We start from the raw sequence: 21,748 nt of genomic DNA, 5'->3' as shown, positions 1-21,748 counted from the left end.
CATGATAAAACCTGTGACTTTCTGGCAGCGAGCGTTGGTCTACTTTATCTGCTGGACATTCAATATTCAGCCGTTGCTGGCTAATGTGATTGTGGACAACAGTCAGCACAATACCTCGGTGAACCGTGCTGGTAACGGGGTCGAAGTGGTCAATATCGCCACGCCCAACGCCAGTGGTTTATCCCATAACCAATACCAACAGTTTAATGTTGACCCGTCAGGCTTAATTCTCAATAACTCGACCGCGCAGGTGGCTCAGTCACAACTGGGCGGTTACTTACAAAATAACCCCAACCTGCATGGTCAGGCCGCAACGGTGATCCTCAACGAAGTAACGGGAGCGAGCCGCAGTCAGTTACAGGGTTATACCGAAGTCTTCGGTCAGGGCGCTCCGGTGATCCTGACCAACCCGTACGGGATTACCTGTAATGGCTGTGGTTTTATCAACACGCCGCGAGTGACCTTATCGACCGGTAACCCATTGATTGAAAATGGCAATGTCACCGGGTTTGATGTGTCTCAGGGCAGTGTCAGCATTGAAGGGCTCGGGCTTGATGCCACGCATCAGAGCTATTTTGACATCATCACCCGCACCGCGCAGCTCAATGCCGACATTCATGCCAATGACCTCAGCATCGTGACGGGAAAGAATCGGGTCAGTTATCAGAGTAATCAAGTCACTGCCACTACCGCTGATGATAAAGAAAATCCCCCGGAGCTGGCGATCGATTCTTCCAATCTGGGGGGCATGTATGCCGGGCGGATTGCCTTGGTGGCAACCGATGCCGGAGTGGGAGTCAATGTCGGTAACCTGTCGGCGAGTCAGGGTGACATCCGCATCAGCGCAGACGGACAGATAACACTGGGTAAATCCAGTGCGCAGAACAACCTGACGGTCAGCAGTCAGTCCGATGTGACTCTCAAGGGAAGTCAGTATGCGGGGCAGACGGCTTCGCTATCAGGACAGAATATCCATGTTGATAGCGATACACTTGCTGCCGGTCAAAATGTCTCGCTGACTGCCACCGATACGGTGACACTCAACCAGAGTCTGGTTGAAGCCGGGGTGGATGCCGACGGTAAGCAACAGGCGGGTGGGGTTGTCGATGTGCAGGCGAATGACCTGACTCTGAACGCCAGCAATCTGATTGCCGGTCAGCAACTGACGACAGCGGTGAATAATATCACCGTAGACCATGACAGTCTGATCTACGGTCAGGAGATGACACTTAATCAACTCAGCAAGCTCGATAACAGCGGTACGGTTGCAGCCACAGATCAACTGAGCGTGAAGGGGACAGACGCGAGTCTGGTCGGTCATGGCAATATAACCGCCTCAGATATTACGATGGATAGTGACCGTCTGACCTTAGATACCCACATTACGGCTCAAACACTGGCTGTGCAGGCCCGTCAGAATCTGACCACCGGTGAGCAGAGTGAGGTGAGTGCCACCGATAAACTGACGGTGACGGCCGGGACGCTCAACCAGCAAGGTCAGCTGACGACTTCCGGTGACATGGAGATCGATGCTGCGGATGCGATCTTAAAGGGACATGTTGCAGCGCAAAATTTACGAGTGAAAGCACAACGTCTGACTCAGGAAAGCGGCACTTTACAAGCGGGACAGACGCTGAATATCACCGGTGATACGGTGACGCTGTCGGGTGCCAGTGCCGGTAAAACCAGTGTCGGGATTGATGCCGGGCAATTGACCCTGAACGGGACACTCCAGTCAGGCGGCGATGCCCGTCTGACCGTCGGCGGCAAAATGCAGACCGGTGATCAAAGTCAGTTGGTCACGCAAGGTTCATTACAGGCGACAGTCGGGACGTTGACTCAGCGTGGCAAGATGCAGTCCGGTGAGGATGTCACGTTAACGGGACACACGCTCAAGAACGAAGGGCTCGTTTCAGCAGTCGGCAATACTCATCTGACGGCACAGGCACAATTGACTAACCGTGGCACCGTGACATCCGGGCTGCAGCTCGCCATCAATGCCGGTGCGATGGTCAACAGCGGTGAGTTGTCGGCTCAGCAGGATGTAGCCGTGACCGTTGCCGGTCAACTGGATAATCAAACCAACGGTCTGATCTCCGGACAGGTGACCACCGTACAGGCAGGCTCGGTGAATAATGCCGGGCAGTTACAGTCGCTGACAGATTTAGGGCTGACCGCAGATGCGCTGAATAATAGCGGGACACTCGCGGCACTCAGTGATGCAACGCTGAATGTTACCAATTATTTAACCAATCGCGGCACGGTTTCGGCAGCACATGATGTCCGTTTACTGACGGATAACCTGACCAACAGCGGTCAAGTGATTGCCAGCGATAATCTGTTGATTGCCAAAGATCTCAACCAGACCCGGAACACGTCATTGAATAATACCGGTGGCAGTCTGGATGCCGGATCCGGTCATCTCACCATCGCAACCCAAGGCGATCTACAGGTCAGTGCCGGTCAGCACCTCTTTGCCGGAAAAAACCTCACCATCACTGCCGCGACGCTGAACAACAGCGGTGAAATCGCTGCTCAGAACAAGACCCGTCTGACACTGGACGGCGTCACAACCGCTCAGTCTGTCCTGACCAATCAAACGGATGGGCTGATTACCGGTCAGACTACAAGTATTGACGCACAGTCGGTTGCTAACCACGGGCAACTTCAGGCACTGGAAGATTTAGGACTGACGGCAACATCGCTGGCGAACAGCGGCACGTTGACCGCGCTGAATACCACGTTGGCCGTCCACGATCATCTCTTGAATACGGGAACCGTCTCCGCTGTCGAGAATGTCAGCTTGCTGGCCGATCAGGTAGACAATCAGGGCCGGGTCTCTGCCGGTGCGCATCTGTTGATCGCAGCCGATCAGGACAAAAAGCGCAGTGACAGCCTGAATAATGCCGGTCGGTTTGAAACCCGCGATGGCGATATTGAGATTGTTACCGACACTGTGACCCAACAATCAAGCGGTCATATCATTGCCGGACATGATCTCCGGCTGGACGGCAATCAACTGGAGAATGCCGGAGAACTGGCTGCGACCGGTAAGACCGCTCTCACGCTGCATCAGCAGCTGTTGAATCAACAGTCCGGTCTCATTTCCGGTCAGGTGACGGCCATTACGGCTCAGTCGGTGAATAACCAAGGACAGCTTCAGTCTCTGAGCGATCTCGGGTTAACCGCTGAGTCTTTCGGCAACAGCGGGGTACTGGCCGCGCTGGATAATACTTCGCTTCATATTAGCCACGATCTGACCAGCAGCGGTTCGATTCTCGCGGGTCATCAGATCGTATTAAATGCTGAGCAGCTTGATAACCGGGGACGTGTCTCGGCCGGAGATGCTGCGATTGCAACAACGAATCAACCGGCAACCGGACAAGATGACAGTCTGATCGTGACCGCAGATACGTTGACCAATAGCGGTGAACTGCTGGCACGAGGTCGCAACCAGCTGACGCTGAATACGCAGTTGACCAACCAAACGGATGGCTTGATTTCCGGTCAAACCACCACCGTCAGCGCTCAGTCAGTCACCAATCGTGGTCAGCTTCAGTCCTTGAGCGCTCTCGGTTTAACGGCAGATGCACTGATAAACAGCGGCACACTGGCCGCTCTCAGCGATATGACGCTGAATGTGGCGCACCAGCTGAGCAACAGTGGTGCTGTTTCCGCCAATCATGATGTCAGCCTGTTGACCGACAATCTGACCAACACCGGCAAGATGTTTGCCGGGAATAATCTGCTGATCGCCAAAGATACCGAGCAGACTCGCACCACCACGTTCAACAATACCGGCGGCAGCCTCACGGCGAAAGCCGGGCAGCTCACCATTGCGACCCATGGTGATGTGATGGTCAGTAGCGGGCAACATCTGAGCGCCGGACAGGATGTGATCCTGCAAGCCAATAGTCTGACCAATGACGGGGAAGTGGCTGCGCAAGGCAATACCGCGCTGACACTGGACAACGCCCTGACTAACCACAATTTAGTCTCCGGTCAGAAGACAACGATTACAGCGCAGTCTGTGACTAATACCGGTCAGCTTCAGTCCCTGACCGATCTCGGCTTGACGACCGATGTACTGGATAACAGCGGCACACTCGCAGCATTCAATCATGCTGATCTGACGGTTGCGGATAGATTGCTCAACCGTGGGGCAGTTCTCGCAGGGAACAACATCCAGCTGAATGCCGCGAGGATGGAGAACCAAGGCCGTGTTTCGGCAGGTGAACAGGCCATGATGACACCGGAGCAGCGAGCCGCCGGGCAGACCGATGCCAGCCTGAGCGTGACCGCAGATACGCTGACCAACAGCGGTGAACTGTTGGCTCAAGGCAGCAATCAACTGACGATCAACGCGCAGCTGACCAACCTAACGGGTGGCTTGATTTCCGGTCAAACCACCACCGTCAATGCCCCTGCGGTGACCAATGCCGGACAGCTTCAGTCCCTGACCGACCTCGGCTTGACGACCGATGCACTGGATAACAGCGGCACACTGGCCGCACTCAGCGATATGACGCTGAATGTGGCGCACCAACTGAGCAACAGCGGTGCGGTGTCAGCCAACCATGATGTCAGTCTGCTGAGCGATAATCTGACCAACACAGGCAAGGTGTTTGCTGGGAATAATCTGCTGATCGCTAAAGATAGCGAGCAGACTCGCACCGCCACGTTCAACAATACCGACGGCAGCCTCACGGCAAAAGCCGGGCAGCTTACCATTGCGACCCATGGTGATGTGATGATCAGTAGCGGGCAGCATCTGACTGCCGGACAGGATATGATCCTGCAAGCCAACAGCCTGACCAATAACGGAGAAGTGGCTGCGCAAGGCAATACCTCGCTGACACTGGACAATGCCCTAATCAACCACGGTTTAGTCTCCGGTCAGAGGACGATGATTACAGCGCAGTCCGTGACCAATACCGATCAGCTTCAGTCCTTGAGCGATCTCGGCTTAACCGCGGATGCACTGGATAATAGCGGCACACTGGCGGCACTCAGCGATATGACGCTGAATGTGGCGCACCAGCTGAGCAACAGCGGTGCTGTTTCAGCCAAGCATGATGTCAGCCTGTTGACCGACAACCTGACCAACACCGGGGAGGTGTTTGCCGGCAATAATCTGCTGGTCGCCAAAGATACCGGTCTGACTCGCACTGCTACGTTCAACAATACCGACGGCAGCCTCACGGCGAAAGCCGGGCAGCTCACCATTGCGACGTATGGTGATGTGGTTGTCAGTCGCGGGCAGCATCTGACTGCCGGACAGGATCTGATCCTGCAAGCCAACAGCCTGACCAATAACGGAGAAGTGGCTGCGCAAGGCAAGACCGCGCTGGCACTGGACAATGCCCTGACCAACCACGGTTTAGTCTCCGGTCAGCAGACGACACTCGTAGCGCAGTCAGTCACCAACACCGGCCAACTTCAGTCCCTGACTGATCTCGGCTTAAACGCTGATACATTGGCGAACAGTGGCACACTGGCGGCACTCAGCGATATGACGCTGAATGTAGCACACCAGCTGAGCAACAGCGGTACTGTGTCAGCCAACCATGATGTCAGCCTGTTGACCGACAACCTGACCAATTCTGGGAAGGTATTTGCTGGGAATAATCTGCTGGTCGCCAAAGATACCGGTCTGACTCGCACCGCTACGTTCAACAATACCGACGGCAGCCTCACGGCGAAAGCCGGGCAGCTCACCATTGCGACCCATGGTGATGTGGTTGTCAGTCGCGGGCAGCATCTGACTGCCGGACAGGATCTGATCCTGCAAGCCAACAGCCTGACCAATGACGGGGAAGTGGCTGCGCAAGGCAATACCTCGCTGGCACTGGACAACACCCTGACCAACCACGGGTTAGTCTCCGGTCAGGGGACGACGATGACAGCGCAGTCTGTGAACAATACCGGTCAGATGCAGGCGCTCACTGATTTGGGATTGAACGCTGATGTGTTGGCAAACTCAGGGACTCTGGTTGCCGGGAACAATGCAGTGTTCAATATCATTCACACGCTGACCAGTAACGGCAATATTTCGGCTGGTAATAATGCCAGTCTGTTGGCCGATCAGGTGAATAACCAGAATAAAATTTATGCCAGAAACAGTGTGCTGATCGCCAAAGACAGCGCGCAAACCCGAAGCAGCTCACTGACCAACAGCGGTCAGATTGATGCCAAACACGGCAGTATTTCGATTGCGACTCACGGTGATTTCACGGTTAGTGCCGGGCAGCATATCTCTGCCGGGAAAGACCTGACTCTTGTGGCAGACGCACTGACCAATGACGGCGAACTGTCTTCACAAGGCATAACCACTATCGGCGTTGACGGGACACTCACCAATCATTCCTCCGGGATTATTTCCGGTCAGAATACCGTGCTGCGTGCCGGAGCGACCACCAATCAGGGGCAGTTGCAGGCACTCAATGATTTGAACCTGACCACCGGCTCTCTGACCAACAGCGGCTCTGTGGTTGCGCTGCATGATATGACGCTCAATGCGACGGGGCATGTTGATAACCAGAGCCTGCTCTATGCTGGGCATGACAGCAATCTGTTCTCTGATAGCTTGACCAACTACAGCGATATTGTGGTGGGTAACGATCTGCTGATTGCCAGAGATAGCAATAAAACCCGCAGCCGTAACCTGACGAATAGTTCAGGAAGTATCGAGTCACTGGGCGGGAATATTGGTATTTACGCAGATACCGTACTGAATAAGCGGACGGTGCTGGATGTTACTAGTCAGACTCAGGATTTGAGAGGGAGCATTCCTGGAGGAGGAAGCTCATCTTTTACAAGAAGAATAAATTACTTGTGGGGCAATTTGAGGTCTACAGTAACTCTTGAATCTGAACCATACTCACCTGTAATTGGTGTATGGACTGTTTCACCTGCGTACGGTGTTGAATTAGTTGTCAGAGCATTTGATAGTGGAAAAACTATATCTTTTAAAGCGTATCAGGAAGGATTGGTTTTAAAAGATTCAAGCCAAGCATCAATTATTAAAGCTACTAATGGTCTAATTATTAATGCGAATGATGTTCAAAATTTATCCAGCTCTTTGTTGGGAAGAAATATATCTATATTTTCCCAATCCTTAAGTAATGTAGGTTACAAATTCAATACAACAGAAGTATATTTTGATTATGCTCTCCCTGATGAAGAGACTCAAAAGATAACATCTTGTCATATGAGTGAAGGGAGTAGATGTAAGAGTGGTTTCACTTTTCACTATAATCTGGTTAACACCCGTAAAGTTGAAGCAGGTACCACAAGTATTTTGCTGTCCGCGATTACTGCCACGAACACCCTGAATTTAAAAGTTCAAAACCGCACCAATAATTCAGTCATTGGGATTAATGCTGTGGGCACTCAGCCGACGAAATCAGCGCATACAACCCGTGCTACGCAGGGGGCGTCAGGGACACAAGCCGAGGTACAGACCACGCAATATACCCCGGGCACAGGTCAGGGGGTAGTGTCAACGCAAGATGTATCAGATTCCGCGCAGTCACTCCAAACCGCACAAGGAGCAGGCACTGCTCAGGGTGCTCAGGTGACCCAAGGGTCAGCAGATACATCTGGCACCATCCAATCACCGTCACTGCAAACCACACAAGGGGGCGGAACCGCTGAGGGCGTACAGGTGACTCAAGGGCCATCAGATACATCTGGCACCATCCAATCACCGTCACTCCAAACAGCACAAGGGGGCGGAACCGCTCAGGGGGTACTGGCGACTCAGGAACCGTCTGAGACATCGGGCACAGTACAAGCGCAGTCAGCGACAACACACGGCATCCAACTGACCTCTCAGGGCAGTGGTTCGGGCGCGGCAGTTCAGGCCGGACAAACGTCGGCCGGTTCAGGTTTGGCCGCGCAGTCGGCACCGAATCTACCCTCGGTCGCCCGGGCTACTCCTCAAGGGAAATCGGCTACGACGGTAACGCTCAGTAACAGCAGTACCGTTACTGCACCAACGGTCAACTTACCCAATCAGAATCGCATCCCGTTCCCCGATTATCGGTTGCCGACCAGTCCGCATGGCTTGTTTGTTTTCTCTGACGGGCCGCAAAGTGATTATCTGATAGCCACCAATCCTGCGGTGACCAATCTGAATGATTTCCTCGGTTCGGATTATTTCAAAGACCAGTTAAATTACGATCCGGAGCGGAAGGAGAAGTTCCTCGGCGATGCGTATTACGATACCAGAACGATCACACAGGAAATTTTTGAGCAGACCGGTAAACGCTATCTGAATGAGGATATCGGCAGCGATCTCGCGCAGATGAAGCAGCTGATTGATTCGGCAGCACAGGAAAAAACCGCCTTAAACCTGAAAAATGGCGTGGCGTTAACCGATGAGCAAATTGCCCGTTTGAGTCACGACATTATCTGGTATGAGCCGATTGAAGTGAATGGTCAGACGGTGATGGCACCGAAACTGTACCTGTCTTCTGCCTCGCAAGACAATATTTCAAACGGTGCATTACTTGCCGGCCGCAACGTCAATGTCACAACGGGTGACTTCGCCAATAGCGGTGCGGTGGCCGCCCGGGAAGATTTGAGTATTGCCAGCCGCAATGGGATCAGCAACACCCACGGCACGCTCAGTGCCAATGATGATCTGGCGCTGATCGCCACCGGTGATATTGTCAACCGGAGTGGGGTGATTTCAGGGGGGAATGTCCAGCTCAAAACGACTTCCGGTAGTGTGGTCAACGAGACCCTCGTCAATAAAACGGATTATGGTAATGGCTTTGTCCATACAGAGGTGGACCCGGAGAGTTTAATTCAATCCCGGACAACATTAGGAATTTCCGCAGGTAAAGATATTGTCAGCCAAGGGGCAACGATTCGGGCGGGTGAAGGTACCGTTCTGCTTGTCGGTGGTGATGTGACTTTTGGCGCGGTTGAGCGTGAAACCCAACAGTCATTTCTTGATGGAGGGACTCGTCAGGTCATCAAAGACATTGTTCATTTAGGCTCAACGGTGAGTTCCGGCGGAGATTTAACCATTCAGGCTGGTAACAACTTCCATGCCACCGCTTCCGATCTCTCGGCGCAGGGCACTCTGATATTGGCCGCAGGTCATGATATTACGTTGGATACCGCAGTTGATACGGCTTACCGTTACAGTGACGGCGGCGGGCATACGCGTCAACTGAGCACCACGACCAACCAAGGCAGCAACCTGTCGGGTCGTGATGTCTTGCTGCAATCCGGCAACGATACCACACTGGTTAATGCTGGGATTCAGGCATCCGGCAATGTTGCCCTGAATGCCAAAGGCGATGTCAATATTCTGGCCGCTAACGACAGCCGCTATGAATACAGTAAATCAACCCACAAAAAATCGTTCGGCCGTTCGAAAACTACCATTCATGAAAGCCTGAAAGAAACCGTCCGTGGTAGCTCGATTGCAGCCGGTGGTGACATCACCATCAAGGCGCAAAAGTATAGCAACGCCAAGTTAGCCAATGGGCATAGCGATATTCAGGTGGTCGGCTCAAACCTCAATGCCGGTGATGCAATCAACCTCAGTGCCGACGGGGATGTGATTCTGTCAGCGCAGCAGTACCGCGAGTATCAATACAACCAGACCATCAAAAAAGGCTTTGGCGGCCTGAGTGGCAGTAACCGCGGCAATCTGGACGACGCGACATTGCTCGAAGGTGCCAATACCATCGCTGCCAGCCATATCAATATCAACTCCGGCAAAAATATTGGGGTGATTGCCAGTACTGTCAGTGCCGGTGGTGATGTCAATATGCAGGCGCTGGATGAAGTGCTGGTAACCGCAGATAACATCCTGCGCCAAACTCAGCAGTGGGATGAAAAGAGCAGCTTCCTCAGTGGCGGACATCTGATGGAGATGTCATCAGACCGCGAAGGAATGCAAAGCAGTACCGCGCAGGGCAGCCAAATTGCCTCACACGGCAATGTCAACATTCAGGGCGGCAGTGTGGCACTGGTCGGCTCCGATGTGGTGGCCGGTGAAAACACAGTGCTCAAAGCCGATACCGGTCATCTGGATATCCGCTCGGCACAAAACAGCCTCCGCAAAACATCACAGCACAAGCAAGTGAGCGTGGATTTTCCGACGTTTGAGCTGTTAAGCCACCCTGAATCAGCACTGCAAATTACCGATGGTCAAGTACGCTTCCGCATTGGTAAAGCGACGTATGATCAGGTGGAGAATCAGACGACTGCCACGACGCAGACCGGTTCGACGGTTCTCGCCAACAATGATGTTTCACTCAGTGCCGCCGGCGATCTGACGGTGACGGGCAGCCGGATCGCGGCAGACCAAGATGGCAGCGGTACGGGCGATTTGAGTCTGGCGGCAGAGAATATCCTGATTCAGGAAGCCAAAGAGACCGAGCAGACGCAGAGTCAGGAAGTTCACGGTAAAGCTGAAGCGAGTCTGGTGGTTCAGCACCAAGCCGTGGAAGTGGAAAAAGCCGTGAAAGGGTTGCAACAGGCAACCCAGGCCCTGAAACAGGCCAAGCAGGATTATCAACAGTACAAAAAACAACTGGCGTCACTGAAGGGTACGCTGGAAACGCTGCAAGCAGATTATGCAGCGAAAAAGCCGGGTGTCACGTTTGAGGATATCGAGGAACTACAAGACCTCGTCTCAGACCTCAAGGGGGATGAAGCGTGGTATGCCGCTGGCATTGCGCTGGCTGCGGAGAATGTCACTTCAAAAACCACGCTCTTGTACAAACAAAATCGTGCTGCGGTAAACAGTATCACTTCCGGTGCGTTTGGTTTTGATGCCGGGTTGCATCTGGATATTGATGCCGACAAACAAAACAGTCAGTCACAGCGGGTGACGTCGGTCGGCTCTCAATTGTCGGGGCAGAACGTCACCATTGAGGCGGGCCATCAAACCGGCCAGTCAGCGACGGTTCAGGGCTCAGTCATTCATGCGGATGACACCCTTGCTGTGAGTGGCAATCAGGTGAACCTGCTGGCGTCGGATGAGCAAAGCAGCAACACCAATGGCAGCGAGTCCGCGCATGTCGGTGCTTCGGTGACGCTATTCGGGGCGAACAGCGGGGTCAATCTCGATGCCAGCTATAGCCGTAATGAAAGCGTCTCCCAAAGCCAGACTCATACCAACAGTGTGCTGAGTGCCGATCATATCCGAATCACCTCAGACGGGGATACCGATGTGAACGGTGCCGACGTTGCGGCGAATGAGCAACTGGATATATCCGTTGGCGGTGACCTGAATGTGGCTTCGGTACAGAACCGTTACAGCAGCACCAATCACGGCGGCTCTGTCAGTGGCGGGGTGGGTCTCTCCGGTGGGGATGTCGGCAAAGGTGGTGCTGTGAGCGGTTTTGATCATGCCGGGAACTTACAGGGCGTGAATAGCGGTGTGAACCTCTCAAACGGGCGTTCACATAGCCGGGAAACCATGCTGACCCGTATCACTTCCGGTGGTGATGCCAATATCACCGTGGGTGGCAATACCGATATCAAAGGCGCGACGATTGCGACGGTTAACGAAGACGGCAGCGACGCCGGTCGGCTTCACCTCGAAACTGGCACGCTGAGTTATACCGACCTGAGTAACACGCGTGATACCAGCAGCCGCAATGCAGGTGTCAGCTCGAGTGTCAGTATCGGCCCGGATAAGGATGGTGCGACTCAAATAGACGCGTCCCGTAATTCATCGAGATATCAGTACACCAACCAAAGTGGTTATCACAAGAGTAAAACGCTGGCGACGGTCGGACAGGGCGTGCTGCGTATCGAGGACACACACAACAGTGATGATACCGAGCGTCTGAACCGGGATATCACCAGCACGACCAAAGACCTGTACTCAGTGGATCGTCAGCAGGGCAACTTTGATGTCACGGTGGACCACCGGTTGCTGAGTGAGACCGGGTGGAAGGAGATTGCTGAGGACGCTCTCATTACTGACATGATGCGTGAAAGTCTGGAAAGAGCCATCACGACTGATCGAGTCGAGCTGACAGATATCTTGAGTGAGACGGGAAAACAGCTTGATATATATAAAAGTGTGAAACAGGCAATTATCGATGATCCGCAATTAGCTGCGAGGCTGAGAGATCCGAAGTTAAGTGCTGATACGAAGCAAGTCATACTTGATCAACTGACTCATGCCGCAATGCAGTCATTGGGCTATAACCCAGAAGGATATGAGAACAAGATTATTGCGAAAGACAATGATGCTCGCAAAGGTTTCTACTCAGAAGAGACCCAAAAATCTTATATCAATGATCAGAATGCCAATAATACCGAAGAGTTAGTCCTCATTGCCGGACATGAGATGAGTCATGCGGTTGATGATAAAACAGGAGATGTGAATCGATATTCTGAGCAGGATCGGGAAATCTATGCAAACAATATCGGAGAAGACTTCACGGACTATACAGATACAGCACTGGGTGTGACTGGGAACGGCAGCATGGCGAGTCGTAATAGTCATGTGGGTAATACAGGAAGTACAGTGGCTGGTAACAATCAGGTGTATAGCGGATTAGATAAGCGTCAAGGTGATAACTTAATACCTTTAGTCATACCCGCAGCGGTAGCAATCACTTCTATTACTGCAGCTGCAATAGCAGATCCTAAGGTGCAGCAGGTTACCAAACAAGCGTTAACGGATGCAATGGCGGGAGCTAAAGAAGTCGGCAACGGTATTTTAAATTTCTTTGAGCCGGATGCTCAGTACACAGATGAAGAGCTTGATATTGCGGCAAATGCTTATCTTCAGATGCAGGAATACAGAGATTCGAGTACTGATACGGGCGACTGGGTAGAAATGGATAACCTGATGCAACAGGTTAGTCCGGAAGTTGTTGCGCGAGCACACACGATGAGCGCCCAGAATAAAGAGATTGCGGAAACGATTCCGATGCCGGGCGGTAGTGAAATTGTGGAAGGGACAGCAACAGTTTTGACCAATCCTGTCGGAGAAAGCATTGACGCATCATCGGTGACAGTAGCAGGCAAAGATCAGGGAATGTGGACGACGGAAACCCCGGCAGATCATGGTGTGGATGTACCGTTGGTTATGACTTCGGAGAATGCTAATGGTGATAGCCAGTCAAGTGTGCAGGGGGAAAATGGGAAGACAGTTGGAGATAAACCTGATAATGTCGCTAATACACCTTTGCGCAGTGTTAATGATGTTAGTATCCCAAACCCTGCCGCAAACGAGTTATTAACTAATCCTACTCCAAGATTTTTGGATCGAATCGCAGATGTTAGGTGTATTGACTGTGATGATCTTGCAAGAGATTTTTACAAAGCATCTGGAGAGAATGGACAGATATTAGATTTGACAGTACCTAATGGTGAAATAAAGGTTAGGGAGCTAGATAACATTGAGAATTTTGTTGATCATCGAGTTTACACAGATGGTAACTTCGTGTTTGATCCACGGTTTTCCAAACAGCCAGTTCCAGTAAAACAATATATGGATGAATTGAAGTTATTGAATCCTGATTTAATTATTAAAGATATTACACCCGAGTAATCTTGAGTTGAAAATGTTATGGATAAGAAGATATTAGAGATCCAAAAAAAATTGAATCACCCTGATTATGTTCCCTATATGGCATATCGGAGGGATGCTAAAATTCATTCATTAATCTGTTATGTAAATAATATAACTGGTTGTTATGTTTCAGAAAACTACAAACCTATATCGATATTTATTGAAAGAAGTCGGTTGTATATGGATGAGAATAAAAGTGAGCAGAATGAATTAAAAATTTACTATCGGTTAGTGGAATGTTATTTTTTAGCTTTGGAAGAACTCCTCAATTAAGATTGTAAATTATTACCCAATTTGATGATAATGTTTCAATGATTTGATAAGAGACTGTTCGTCAAGAAAAATAAGCAGGACACGCACTTCAAGGAATGGATTCGCTAATGGTGTGTGTCCTCATAAGAAGTCAATTCTAGAATCATTGAGAGCGAGTAATCTTTCTTTGTATACTAAGGGTAAACTCGAATGTTGAATATCAAAACGTAAATGAATGGCTGAGGATACCTTCTGCACATTTTGCCCACCGTTCCCCATGGCCCGGATAGCAGTCATTTCAATTTCCCATTCCGCAAGAATGACCGTATTAGAGATAGTTAACATGGTTTAGGCTTCGCTTATGACTATTTTATTGGCAATAATATCGTTATTTGAAACGCAACAGTAGCTTTAAATGAGCTTGTTTATACCAGTGAGAGAAAATAAGCAGAAAACAGTCAATTTAGAGAAAAATATCCAAATATTCAGTTAAATATTTTACGGTGGTTGAATGAATAACAGAAATAAAAGATTAACCTATAGAGACGCTTTGACTATTGCAGAAGGTTTGTTCTCTTCTGCTTTAAATGAGTTTCAATTTAGCACAGGGCAAGCTTGGGCATTTACTTTAGATGAACTGGATTCAGTTAAGAATAAAACTGATCCTAAAGGAAACATTATTGTACTAACTGCAATTTATAAGTTGGCGTTGGTTAACAATGTTGAGTTATCTAAATCCGACGACTATACGAATGATATGTTGCTTGAGTTAAAAGAGTCGTACCAGCAATTCGATGAGTGCATCTTTGACGACCTTAATATAAGTACAGAGGAAAGATTGTTTTTGAAGTCAGATATGCAGTTGGTTTCTAATAAGTATCTATAGATAGAGACGGTTCGATTTCGTATTGATCATCAGATATGAGATGTTATTTTGATACTGTTCGAGACTGTTCATTATTCTGTGTCACGCCCATGTTTATAAATCCAAATATGGAGTGAGCCAGCCTTCATAGTGGAAGTTGAGCTGAGACCACGTCAGGTTTCAGCTCTGCGTCCGCCCCAAACAAACCCGTTCCACCAATCCTTTCAACCGCCGCACTTCTGTTTCCAGATATGCCAATTCTTCTTCGGTGATCTCATAATGCTCCGAATAACGGGCTTCGATATATGCCCGTTGCAGGCGACGGAAGCAGCGGCGGTGGAATTTGCTGTCGAGCGGGAAAATGGTTGCAAATTCAGCATCGATTTGGGCGCATAGTTTCCCCAGTTTTTCGATATTGTGGGATTTGGGTAAGTAGTTGGTGCAGGTGAGTAGGGTACAGGCAAAGAGTCTTTCTGTGACTTGATGAAGCATGAATGCAGAAATTTTCTCATCCCCTTTTTCTAAACTGAACTGGAAATGGTCAAAGAAACCATTGGCACTTTTGAACCACTGCTCATAATGCTTACGAGCGATCTCCCGTTGCTCTGCTTCGGTTAAATCCCCCGGCTCTGCCAGCGGTTTTGGTGTGGCGGCAAACAGTTCAATCCCTTCTTCGCGGATATCTTTGAAGAAATAATGCCCCTGTTGTAGTCGATCGTTGACTTCCTGCAAATCATGGACAATCAATCCCAGCGGTGCCGAAGTAACTTTACGGTCGATCTGCTCTTTGGCCCGTTGCCAGACGACATCTTCTTCAACCAGCGCAGCTTTATTTACAATCACCAGAATATCGTAATCGCTGATATAGCCATTGACCGGATCGTTGACCCAAGTGCCTTTGGCATGGCTGCCGAACAGGATGATTTTCAGGATGCGAAACTCGCTTTTACTCGCTGTTTTGCCCTGAAGATAGTCTTCCAGCGTATCGCGCAGAATGGTCGATATGGTGGCAAGCTCTTGCTGTTTGGATTCGGGCAAATGGTCGAGAGATGTTTTCATAAAGCGATATTCGGTCGGTGTGGATTGAATAGCTCATAGGATAAAAGAAGCGAGCGGCAAAAAACACTGTTTGTCATGGTTTTAGTTGGGTTGCCTAGGGAAATGCGACGGGGTTCGGTTTTATTGGTTTGTCTTGTTCTAGCCTCTGGCTCCCAGATTTGACGCACAATTACGTTTTTCGGTTTCAGAGGCATCAGTGCTCCGTGCGCCAGTTCATCTTTCAAAGATGAAAGACGAACCAGAAAATCTTTTTTGTTGGCTTGGGCGTGTGCTTTCCAGAACCGGCTTTTACGGGCGTCCTGCCCGGAAAAGCCTAACCATTCTCCCGGAATGGTTTTCTTTGTTGAGTGGTTAATTTGAGTTGAGAGAAACATTAAATCAACGAAGCTCAATTGATCGATGATCTCAGTAATCAGGACACGCACCTCAAGGAATGGATTTACTTATGGTGTGTCCTCGTAATTTTCTACAATTATATAAAGATGGAGAAGCTCAAGTCAGAGTTCCTGGGCGCTTGGGAGATACTTCCGATATACCTGAACCTATTACTGAAGCTTATGATGAATTTGGTAAAGGTGGGACTCAACAGCTGCATGCAGATGGTAAAGTGCTGAAGTATAATAGTTCTGAAATCTTACCAGAGGAGTAATAAATTGACTGGTAAATGTGATATTCCTGTTAGTGATGCACTAGATCAACTAGAGGAGCTCATAAGTAGGGTTGTATTACACGACGATGAAAAAACTGAGCTATTAAAGATACTAGGAGATTCTAGGGCTAGAAAGACTATACCAATGCGAGAGATTCATCGTCGTATTATGGCTTACAGAAAAGCATATGATATTTACACTCCGTTTTCAGAAAGTGAACGCAATCTTCTTAAAAATTTACTAATTTTCTGGGGATAATGGAGACTGTTCACTATCCTATGTCACGCCCATTTCCACAACCCCAGATAGAGGCAAGCGCCCCCAAGTTGGAACCACTCGGTTCCAGCCCCTTCACCCAACCCTCTCTAAACAAACCTGTTCCACTAATCCTTTCAACCGCTGCACCTCACTTTCCAAATATGCCAACTCCTCAACCGTAATTTCATAATGCTCCGAATAACGGGCTTCGATATATGCCCGTTGCAGGCGACGGAAGCAGCGGCGGTGGAATTTGTTATCGAGCGGGAAAATCGTTGCAAATTCAGCATCGATTTGGGCGCATAGTTTCCCCAGTTTTTCGATATTATGGGATTTAGGTAAATAATTGGTGCAGGTGAGTAGGGTGCAGGCGAAAAAACGTTCCGTCGATTGATGTAGGAGAAAAGCTGATTGCTTCAACCATTGCCGCTTCATTCCATCTTGAAAGAATACAAAGAGCTGTTCTGCACTTTCAAACCACTGTTCATAATGCTTACGGGCAATTTCCTGCTTTTCTGCTTCGGTTAGATCCCCCGGCTCTGCCAGCGGTTTTGGTGTGGCGGCAAACAGTTCAATCCCTTCTTCGCGGATATCTTTGAAGAAATAATGCCCCTGTTGTAGTCGATCGTTGACTTCCTGCAAATCATGGACAATCAATCCCAGCGGTGCCGAAGTAACTTTACGGTCGATCTGCTCTTTGGCCCGTTGCCAGACGACATCTTCTTCAACCAGCGCAGCTTTATTTACAATCACCAGAATATCGTAATCGCTGATATAGCCATTGACCGGATCGTTGACCCAAGTGCCTTTGGCATGGCTGCCGAACAGGATGATTTTCAGGATGCGAAACTCGCTTTTACTCGCTGTTTTGCCCTGAAGATAGTCTTCCAGCGTATCGCGCAGAATGGCCGATATGGTGGCAAGCTCCTGCTGTTTGGATTCAGGCAAATGGTCGAGAGATGTTTTCATAAAGCGATATTCGGTCGGTGTGGATTGAATGGTTCATAGGATAAAAGAAGCGAGCGGCAAAAAACACTGTTTGTCATGGTTTTAGTTGGGTTGCCTAGGGAAATGCGACGGGGTTCGGTTTTATTGGTTTGTCTTGTTCTAGCCTCTGGCTCCCAGATTTGACGCACAATTACGTTTTTCGGTTTCAGAGGCATCAGTGCTCCGTGCGCCAGTTCATCTTTCAAAGATGAAAGACGAACCAGAAAATCTTTTTTGTTTGGCTTGGGTGCATGTTGTCCAGAACCGGCTTTTACGGGCGTCCTGCCCGGAAAAGCCTAACCATTCTCCCGGAATGGTTTTCCTCGTTTGACGGTTGATTTGAATGGGGTGAAACATTTTAAAAGCGAAGCCAAATTGATCGATGCTCTCAGGGGGAAAATTCAGGACGAATTTTCAGGATTGCTTGAGCAGGATGCGAATCAATCCGACCCTGATTCAGTGCGCTGAACTTAAACTTTAGGCCTTTTGGGGTACTTTTTCGGCCTTGAAAAAGTATCTGGGGCGCATTCGGAGATGGCAATGAGATCGGAGAAGTAATTGCGCACCAAACACCTGCATTACAAGTTTTATCTCCTTAACCTCCGGCTCCCAGATTTGACGCACAATTGCGTTTTTCAATTTCAGTGACATCGGTGCCCAGTGCGCCAGTTCATCTTTCAAAGATGAAAGACGAACCAGAAAATCTTTTTTGTTGGCTTGGGCGTGTGCTTTCCAGAACCGGCTTTTACGGGCGTCCTGCCCGGGAAAGCCTAATCATTCATCCGTGAATGATTTTCTTGGTTGAGTGGTTAATTTGAGTTGAGAGAAACATTAAATCAACGAAGCTCAATTGATCGATGATCTCAGGGTAAAATTCATGGATGAATTTTAAGCTTTTCGTGAGCAGGAGCGAATAAAAGCGTCCCTGATTATGTGCGCTGAACTTAAACTTTAGGCCTTTTGGGGTACTTTTTCGGCCTTGAAAAAGTACCTGGGGCGCAGTCGGAGGTGGCAATGAGATCGGAGAAGTAATTGCGCACCAAACCACAGAGCCACCATTTCTTCCCCCAAACACCGGCATCACAAGTTTTACCTTTCCAGCCACCGGCTCCCAAATATGCCGCACAATCAGCTATTCCCTAACAAAAAAGCTTGAACAGGACGCGAATCAATTTCTTATTGTTTCATGTCGTCGTTGCTTCAATATTGGCGACTACTTTTAGCATGCGGATAAAAGCGTCCACGGATGCCACTGATGCAGACTCATGCATGGTGTGATAGCCAATGGTCGGTATCTGGATGGTGGTGCCGTCCACCAAGCCATTCGATGCGGCAATGATACGGCCAAGCTCGGTACTGCCTAATGATGTCGGTGGCAAGCCTTGTTCGGCGCGCTTGGCATTTTCTTCTTCCACATAACGGTTTTTATACTGGTAACTAATCTTGTTTTTCACACATAGGTTTTCAAGTAGCTGGGTACTTTCTTGATTGAATGTCGCGTTGGCGTCTTTTTCTCTTAAAACGATAAGTTGTTCATTGGCGGCTTCTACATTCGGGAATGGGCTGGTATCGACCACAAATAAGCGGTTCGTGGAGCCGCCAAAGCGACGGAACCACTCCAGTAAGTAGCGCCAGCTTTTACCGGATTCCTCTTGGGCGGTGAAGAAGGCGGTACCTTTAAAGCCATGATCGAAAAGGTGGACCAGCGCAGCGGCTGAAATAACATTATCAAGCTGGCCTTCTAAGCGATTATCGACTTGATGTAATTGGTCATTGAATGCAATCGGGGTACCGGCCACGACGCTCTCTAACCCTTTGGTCTCAAAAATTAAGTTGTTACGGAATTCACACACATAAGCGCTGTTGATGATGCCTTTGCCACAGTACATTCCTGACCAAGGCTCATAGGCGTAGACTTCTTCATGGTTGAAGCGCTCGGTCACCTTTGTCATGAGTTCTTCCGACACTGAGTTGTTCAGCAAATCTGTGCGGTTCGCTGATACAAACGCTGCGTACTGGAACTCATTGGGGCCGGTACAGACCAAACCATGCCGGTCAATATGGGCGGAAAACATAGTGCTGAACGGGTCACTGCCCTGAGCGACCAATAAGCCCTCATACCAAGTCACTTTTGCGCCGCGCTCTTCCAGCTCACGTTGCAGGACACGAAAAAAAGAATGCTCTGCACCCACAACGCTCGGGGCACGAATCAGCAGTTTAAGCAGGTCGATAAAATGATCACTGGGCATATAGCGCTCCAATCAAGAGAGAGTCTTTTGTCTTATAAACTGAATTCATCAAATAACATACTCTTTTTATGATTTTGTAACCATTTTTTAACTATTCCTTAAAATAGCGACCGACTATTCGTTGGGTTTATTCGGATCGAGGTTTTTGATATTGAGCGGAGCTGATGTATTGCGCAGGATGGACAGCGTGGTCGCTGCCGCCGAAGTATCGTAAGGGTCACTCGCTGCCTAACCATTCTCCCGGAATGGTTTTCTTGGTTGGGTGGTTGATTTGAATGGGGTGAAACACTGAATTAATGAAGCCAAATTGATCGATGATCTCAGGGGGAAAATTCAGGACGAATTTTCAGGATTGCCTGAGCAGGATGCGAATCAAGCCGGAGCGTCCCAAACCTTAATTCAACATTTTACCTTCCCAGCCACCGGCGCCGAAAGGGATGGCAGGGCGTGTGTCCTCGTAAGGATATGCTGGCAGGAACCAAAAAAAATGCAGCACTCAGGCTGCATTTTTCGTGGTAAGCAAATAATTAATAATCAGACTCAAAGGCGCCTAAATCAGGTGCGGCGCCTTTATAACCGTCACCGGCATAGATACCGGCATCAATTAAATCGCTGCCTTTTTTCAGCAGCGCATATTTGATCCTCGGCAGAGAGCCGTCGGCTTGACGGGGATACATCAACTCACGTTCATCCAGACGGACAAAGTCTTTTGAGGTGATGGTGACGGGCAGGTTGAAGTAGTTATAAATGAGGTCATTCTCAGTGCTGTTCCCCAGATTGATCACTTCGTTGTGACCGTCGAAGCCTAAGTTATTGCGCATGTAATGGCCGTAGCCTTGGACATCGGTTTGGTTGTCATCAAGCGTTGATAACATGTTGTAGTTCGCACTTTGGTTACGGATTGAGGTGTTATTGATCCAGTTCTGGCCACCAATATGATGATTGGCGTAAAAACCCGCAGAGCGGTTGCGTACCGCTAAGTTGTAGCGGATAGTGTGACGCGGAATCACACTGGGCGTTGCACTGCCGTTGCGCCCATAACCACCGGCTTTAAAACCATTGCCATCGCCCAGTTTCGTGAAATCCTGACCGTAACCGTTGTAAAAAGCCCAGCTATATTCAATGGTGACGGCAGCATCCGCATTGATTAAGTCAAAACCGTCGTCACTGTTAAACCAAGCGCGTGAATGGCTGATGACATTACCGGTATAGGACGCTGAGGTTGGATGAGCCCCAAAGCCATCGACGTTACCGTCCGAGTAATGGTTTAATCCTCGGTTGTTGTAAGCATCAACATTGAGGACATAGTTGTTACCGCCGGCAACCAAGTACCAGCCAATTGCCATGCCATCATGAATCGCTAAGTTTTCGAAACGGTTACCATTGCCTTTGTTGATCATAAACGCTTCAGACTGCGTACGGTGATCAGCGATAGTGACTTGTACGCCAACCACATCGAAGCCTTTAAACACGCAGTTATCCGCCCGTACCATGAATGCCGTGTTGCGATAGTTGGCCGGTTTAACATTCGAAAAATCAAACACCGGACGCTCGGAGCCATAGTTAATATAGCTGATGTTGTCTTTGGTGATATTGTTGACGATGGCACGAATATCCTGATGCTGAGTAATATTCGAATCATTTAGATAGTAAGTCCCCCCGCGGATATAGACAGTATCACCTGCTGAAGCCGCCGATTGTGCCGCCATAATGGTTTTTAATGGTGATGAGAGTGTGCCTGAATTGCTGTCTGAACCATAAGGCGCAATATAGAGGTTTTTGGCAAACCCTAAATTGCTGACAGCGATTAGCATCGATAAAGAAATGATTTTGAATTTCATAATTGACCCATATGTTATAGATT

At 49.4% G+C, this 21,748-nt stretch carries 9 protein-coding genes and 1 pseudogene; 4 read left to right on the top strand and 6 right to left on the bottom strand.

Annotation, left to right across the window (positions count from 1 at the left end; all coding sequences use genetic code 11):
* The first annotated feature begins 1 nt into the window (after position 1).
* Positions 2–13,543, top strand: a complete 13,542-nt coding sequence (locus tag AC55NX_RS02415) for a two-partner secretion domain-containing protein (RefSeq protein ID WP_496994295.1) — start codon at positions 2–4, stop codon at positions 13,541–13,543.
* Positions 13,544–13,969: 426 nt separating this feature from the next.
* On the opposite strand, the pseudogene AC55NX_RS02410 reads toward AC55NX_RS02415, so the two are convergent.
* Positions 13,970–14,161 (bottom strand): annotated as a pseudogene (locus AC55NX_RS02410) (aminoacyl-tRNA hydrolase); the annotation flags it as partial.
* A gap of 166 nt (positions 14,162–14,327) precedes the next feature.
* Between AC55NX_RS02410 and AC55NX_RS02405 the strand changes: the two are divergent.
* Positions 14,328–14,702 (top strand): hypothetical protein, encoded by a 375-nt coding sequence (locus AC55NX_RS02405; RefSeq protein ID WP_496994294.1) that lies wholly within the window; start codon positions 14,328–14,330, stop codon positions 14,700–14,702.
* Between the two features lie 159 nt (positions 14,703–14,861).
* Here the strand turns inward: AC55NX_RS02405 and AC55NX_RS02400 are convergent, their stop codons facing one another.
* Both AC55NX_RS02400 and AC55NX_RS02395 read right to left on the bottom strand, forming a co-directional pair.
* Entirely contained in the window at positions 14,862–15,740 is an 879-nt protein-coding gene (locus AC55NX_RS02400; RefSeq protein ID WP_496994293.1) for a HEPN domain-containing protein, read from the bottom strand.
* Complete coding sequence (locus AC55NX_RS02395; protein ID WP_496994292.1) at positions 15,737–16,114, bottom strand: hypothetical protein; 378 nt, start codon at positions 16,112–16,114, stop codon at positions 15,737–15,739. Before AC55NX_RS02395 ends, AC55NX_RS02400 begins: the two co-directional genes overlap by 4 nt.
* Positions 16,115–16,185: 71 nt before the next feature.
* Here AC55NX_RS02395 and AC55NX_RS02390 point away from each other — a divergent pair, with 71 nt between their 5' ends.
* Together AC55NX_RS02390 and AC55NX_RS02385 are read left to right on the top strand one after the other, a co-directional pair.
* On the top strand, positions 16,186–16,389 hold the full coding sequence (locus AC55NX_RS02390; RefSeq protein WP_496994291.1) for a hypothetical protein: 204 nt from the start codon (positions 16,186–16,188) through the stop codon (positions 16,387–16,389).
* A 4-nt stretch (positions 16,390–16,393) separates the two neighbouring features.
* Positions 16,394–16,648: a hypothetical protein gene (locus AC55NX_RS02385; RefSeq protein WP_489835188.1), complete on the top strand. Its 255-nt coding sequence runs from the start codon at positions 16,394–16,396 to the stop codon at positions 16,646–16,648.
* A gap of 93 nt (positions 16,649–16,741) precedes the next feature.
* On the opposite strand, the gene AC55NX_RS02380 is transcribed toward AC55NX_RS02385, so the two are convergent.
* The 3 genes from AC55NX_RS02380 to AC55NX_RS02370 form a co-directional block, all read right to left on the bottom strand.
* Positions 16,742–17,617 (bottom strand): HEPN domain-containing protein, encoded by an 876-nt coding sequence (locus AC55NX_RS02380; RefSeq protein WP_496994290.1) that lies wholly within the window; start codon positions 17,615–17,617, stop codon positions 16,742–16,744.
* A gap of 1,202 nt (positions 17,618–18,819) precedes the next feature.
* Positions 18,820–19,884, bottom strand: coding sequence for a hypothetical protein (locus tag AC55NX_RS02375; RefSeq protein ID WP_496994289.1), 1,065 nt, complete (start codon positions 19,882–19,884; stop codon positions 18,820–18,822).
* A gap of 527 nt (positions 19,885–20,411) precedes the next feature.
* Positions 20,412–21,725 carry a right-handed parallel beta-helix repeat-containing protein gene (locus AC55NX_RS02370; protein WP_496994288.1) on the bottom strand — a complete coding sequence of 438 codons (1,314 nt, stop codon included), beginning with the start codon at positions 21,723–21,725 and terminating at the stop codon, positions 20,412–20,414.
* Positions 21,726–21,748: the final 23 nt, after the last annotated feature.

The organism is Vibrio rubrogenes (genome assembly GCF_059641415.1).
The sequence above is the reverse complement of the archived record's forward strand: the minus strand, read 5'-3'. Positions and strand labels throughout refer to the sequence as shown.

Bases quoted from the DNA above. Each gene is read 5' to 3' on its own strand.
- AC55NX_RS02395 (WP_496994292.1), bottom strand. From the start codon at position 16,114: ATGTTTCTCTCAACTCAAATTAACCACTCAACAAAGAAAACCATTCCG.
- AC55NX_RS02405 (WP_496994294.1), top strand. From the start codon at position 14,328: ATGAATAACAGAAATAAAAGATTAACCTATAGAGACGCTTTGACTATT.
- AC55NX_RS02400 (WP_496994293.1), bottom strand. From the start codon at position 15,740: ATGAAAACATCTCTCGACCATTTGCCCGAATCCAAACAGCAAGAGCTT.
- AC55NX_RS02375 (WP_496994289.1), bottom strand. From the start codon at position 19,884: ATGCCCAGTGATCATTTTATCGACCTGCTTAAACTGCTGATTCGTGCC.
- AC55NX_RS02415 (WP_496994295.1), top strand. From the start codon at position 2: ATGATAAAACCTGTGACTTTCTGGCAGCGAGCGTTGGTCTACTTTATC.
- AC55NX_RS02380 (WP_496994290.1), bottom strand. From the start codon at position 17,617: ATGAAAACATCTCTCGACCATTTGCCTGAATCCAAACAGCAGGAGCTT.
- AC55NX_RS02370 (WP_496994288.1), bottom strand. From the start codon at position 21,725: ATGAAATTCAAAATCATTTCTTTATCGATGCTAATCGCTGTCAGCAAT.
- AC55NX_RS02390 (WP_496994291.1), top strand. From the start codon at position 16,186: ATGGTGTGTCCTCGTAATTTTCTACAATTATATAAAGATGGAGAAGCT.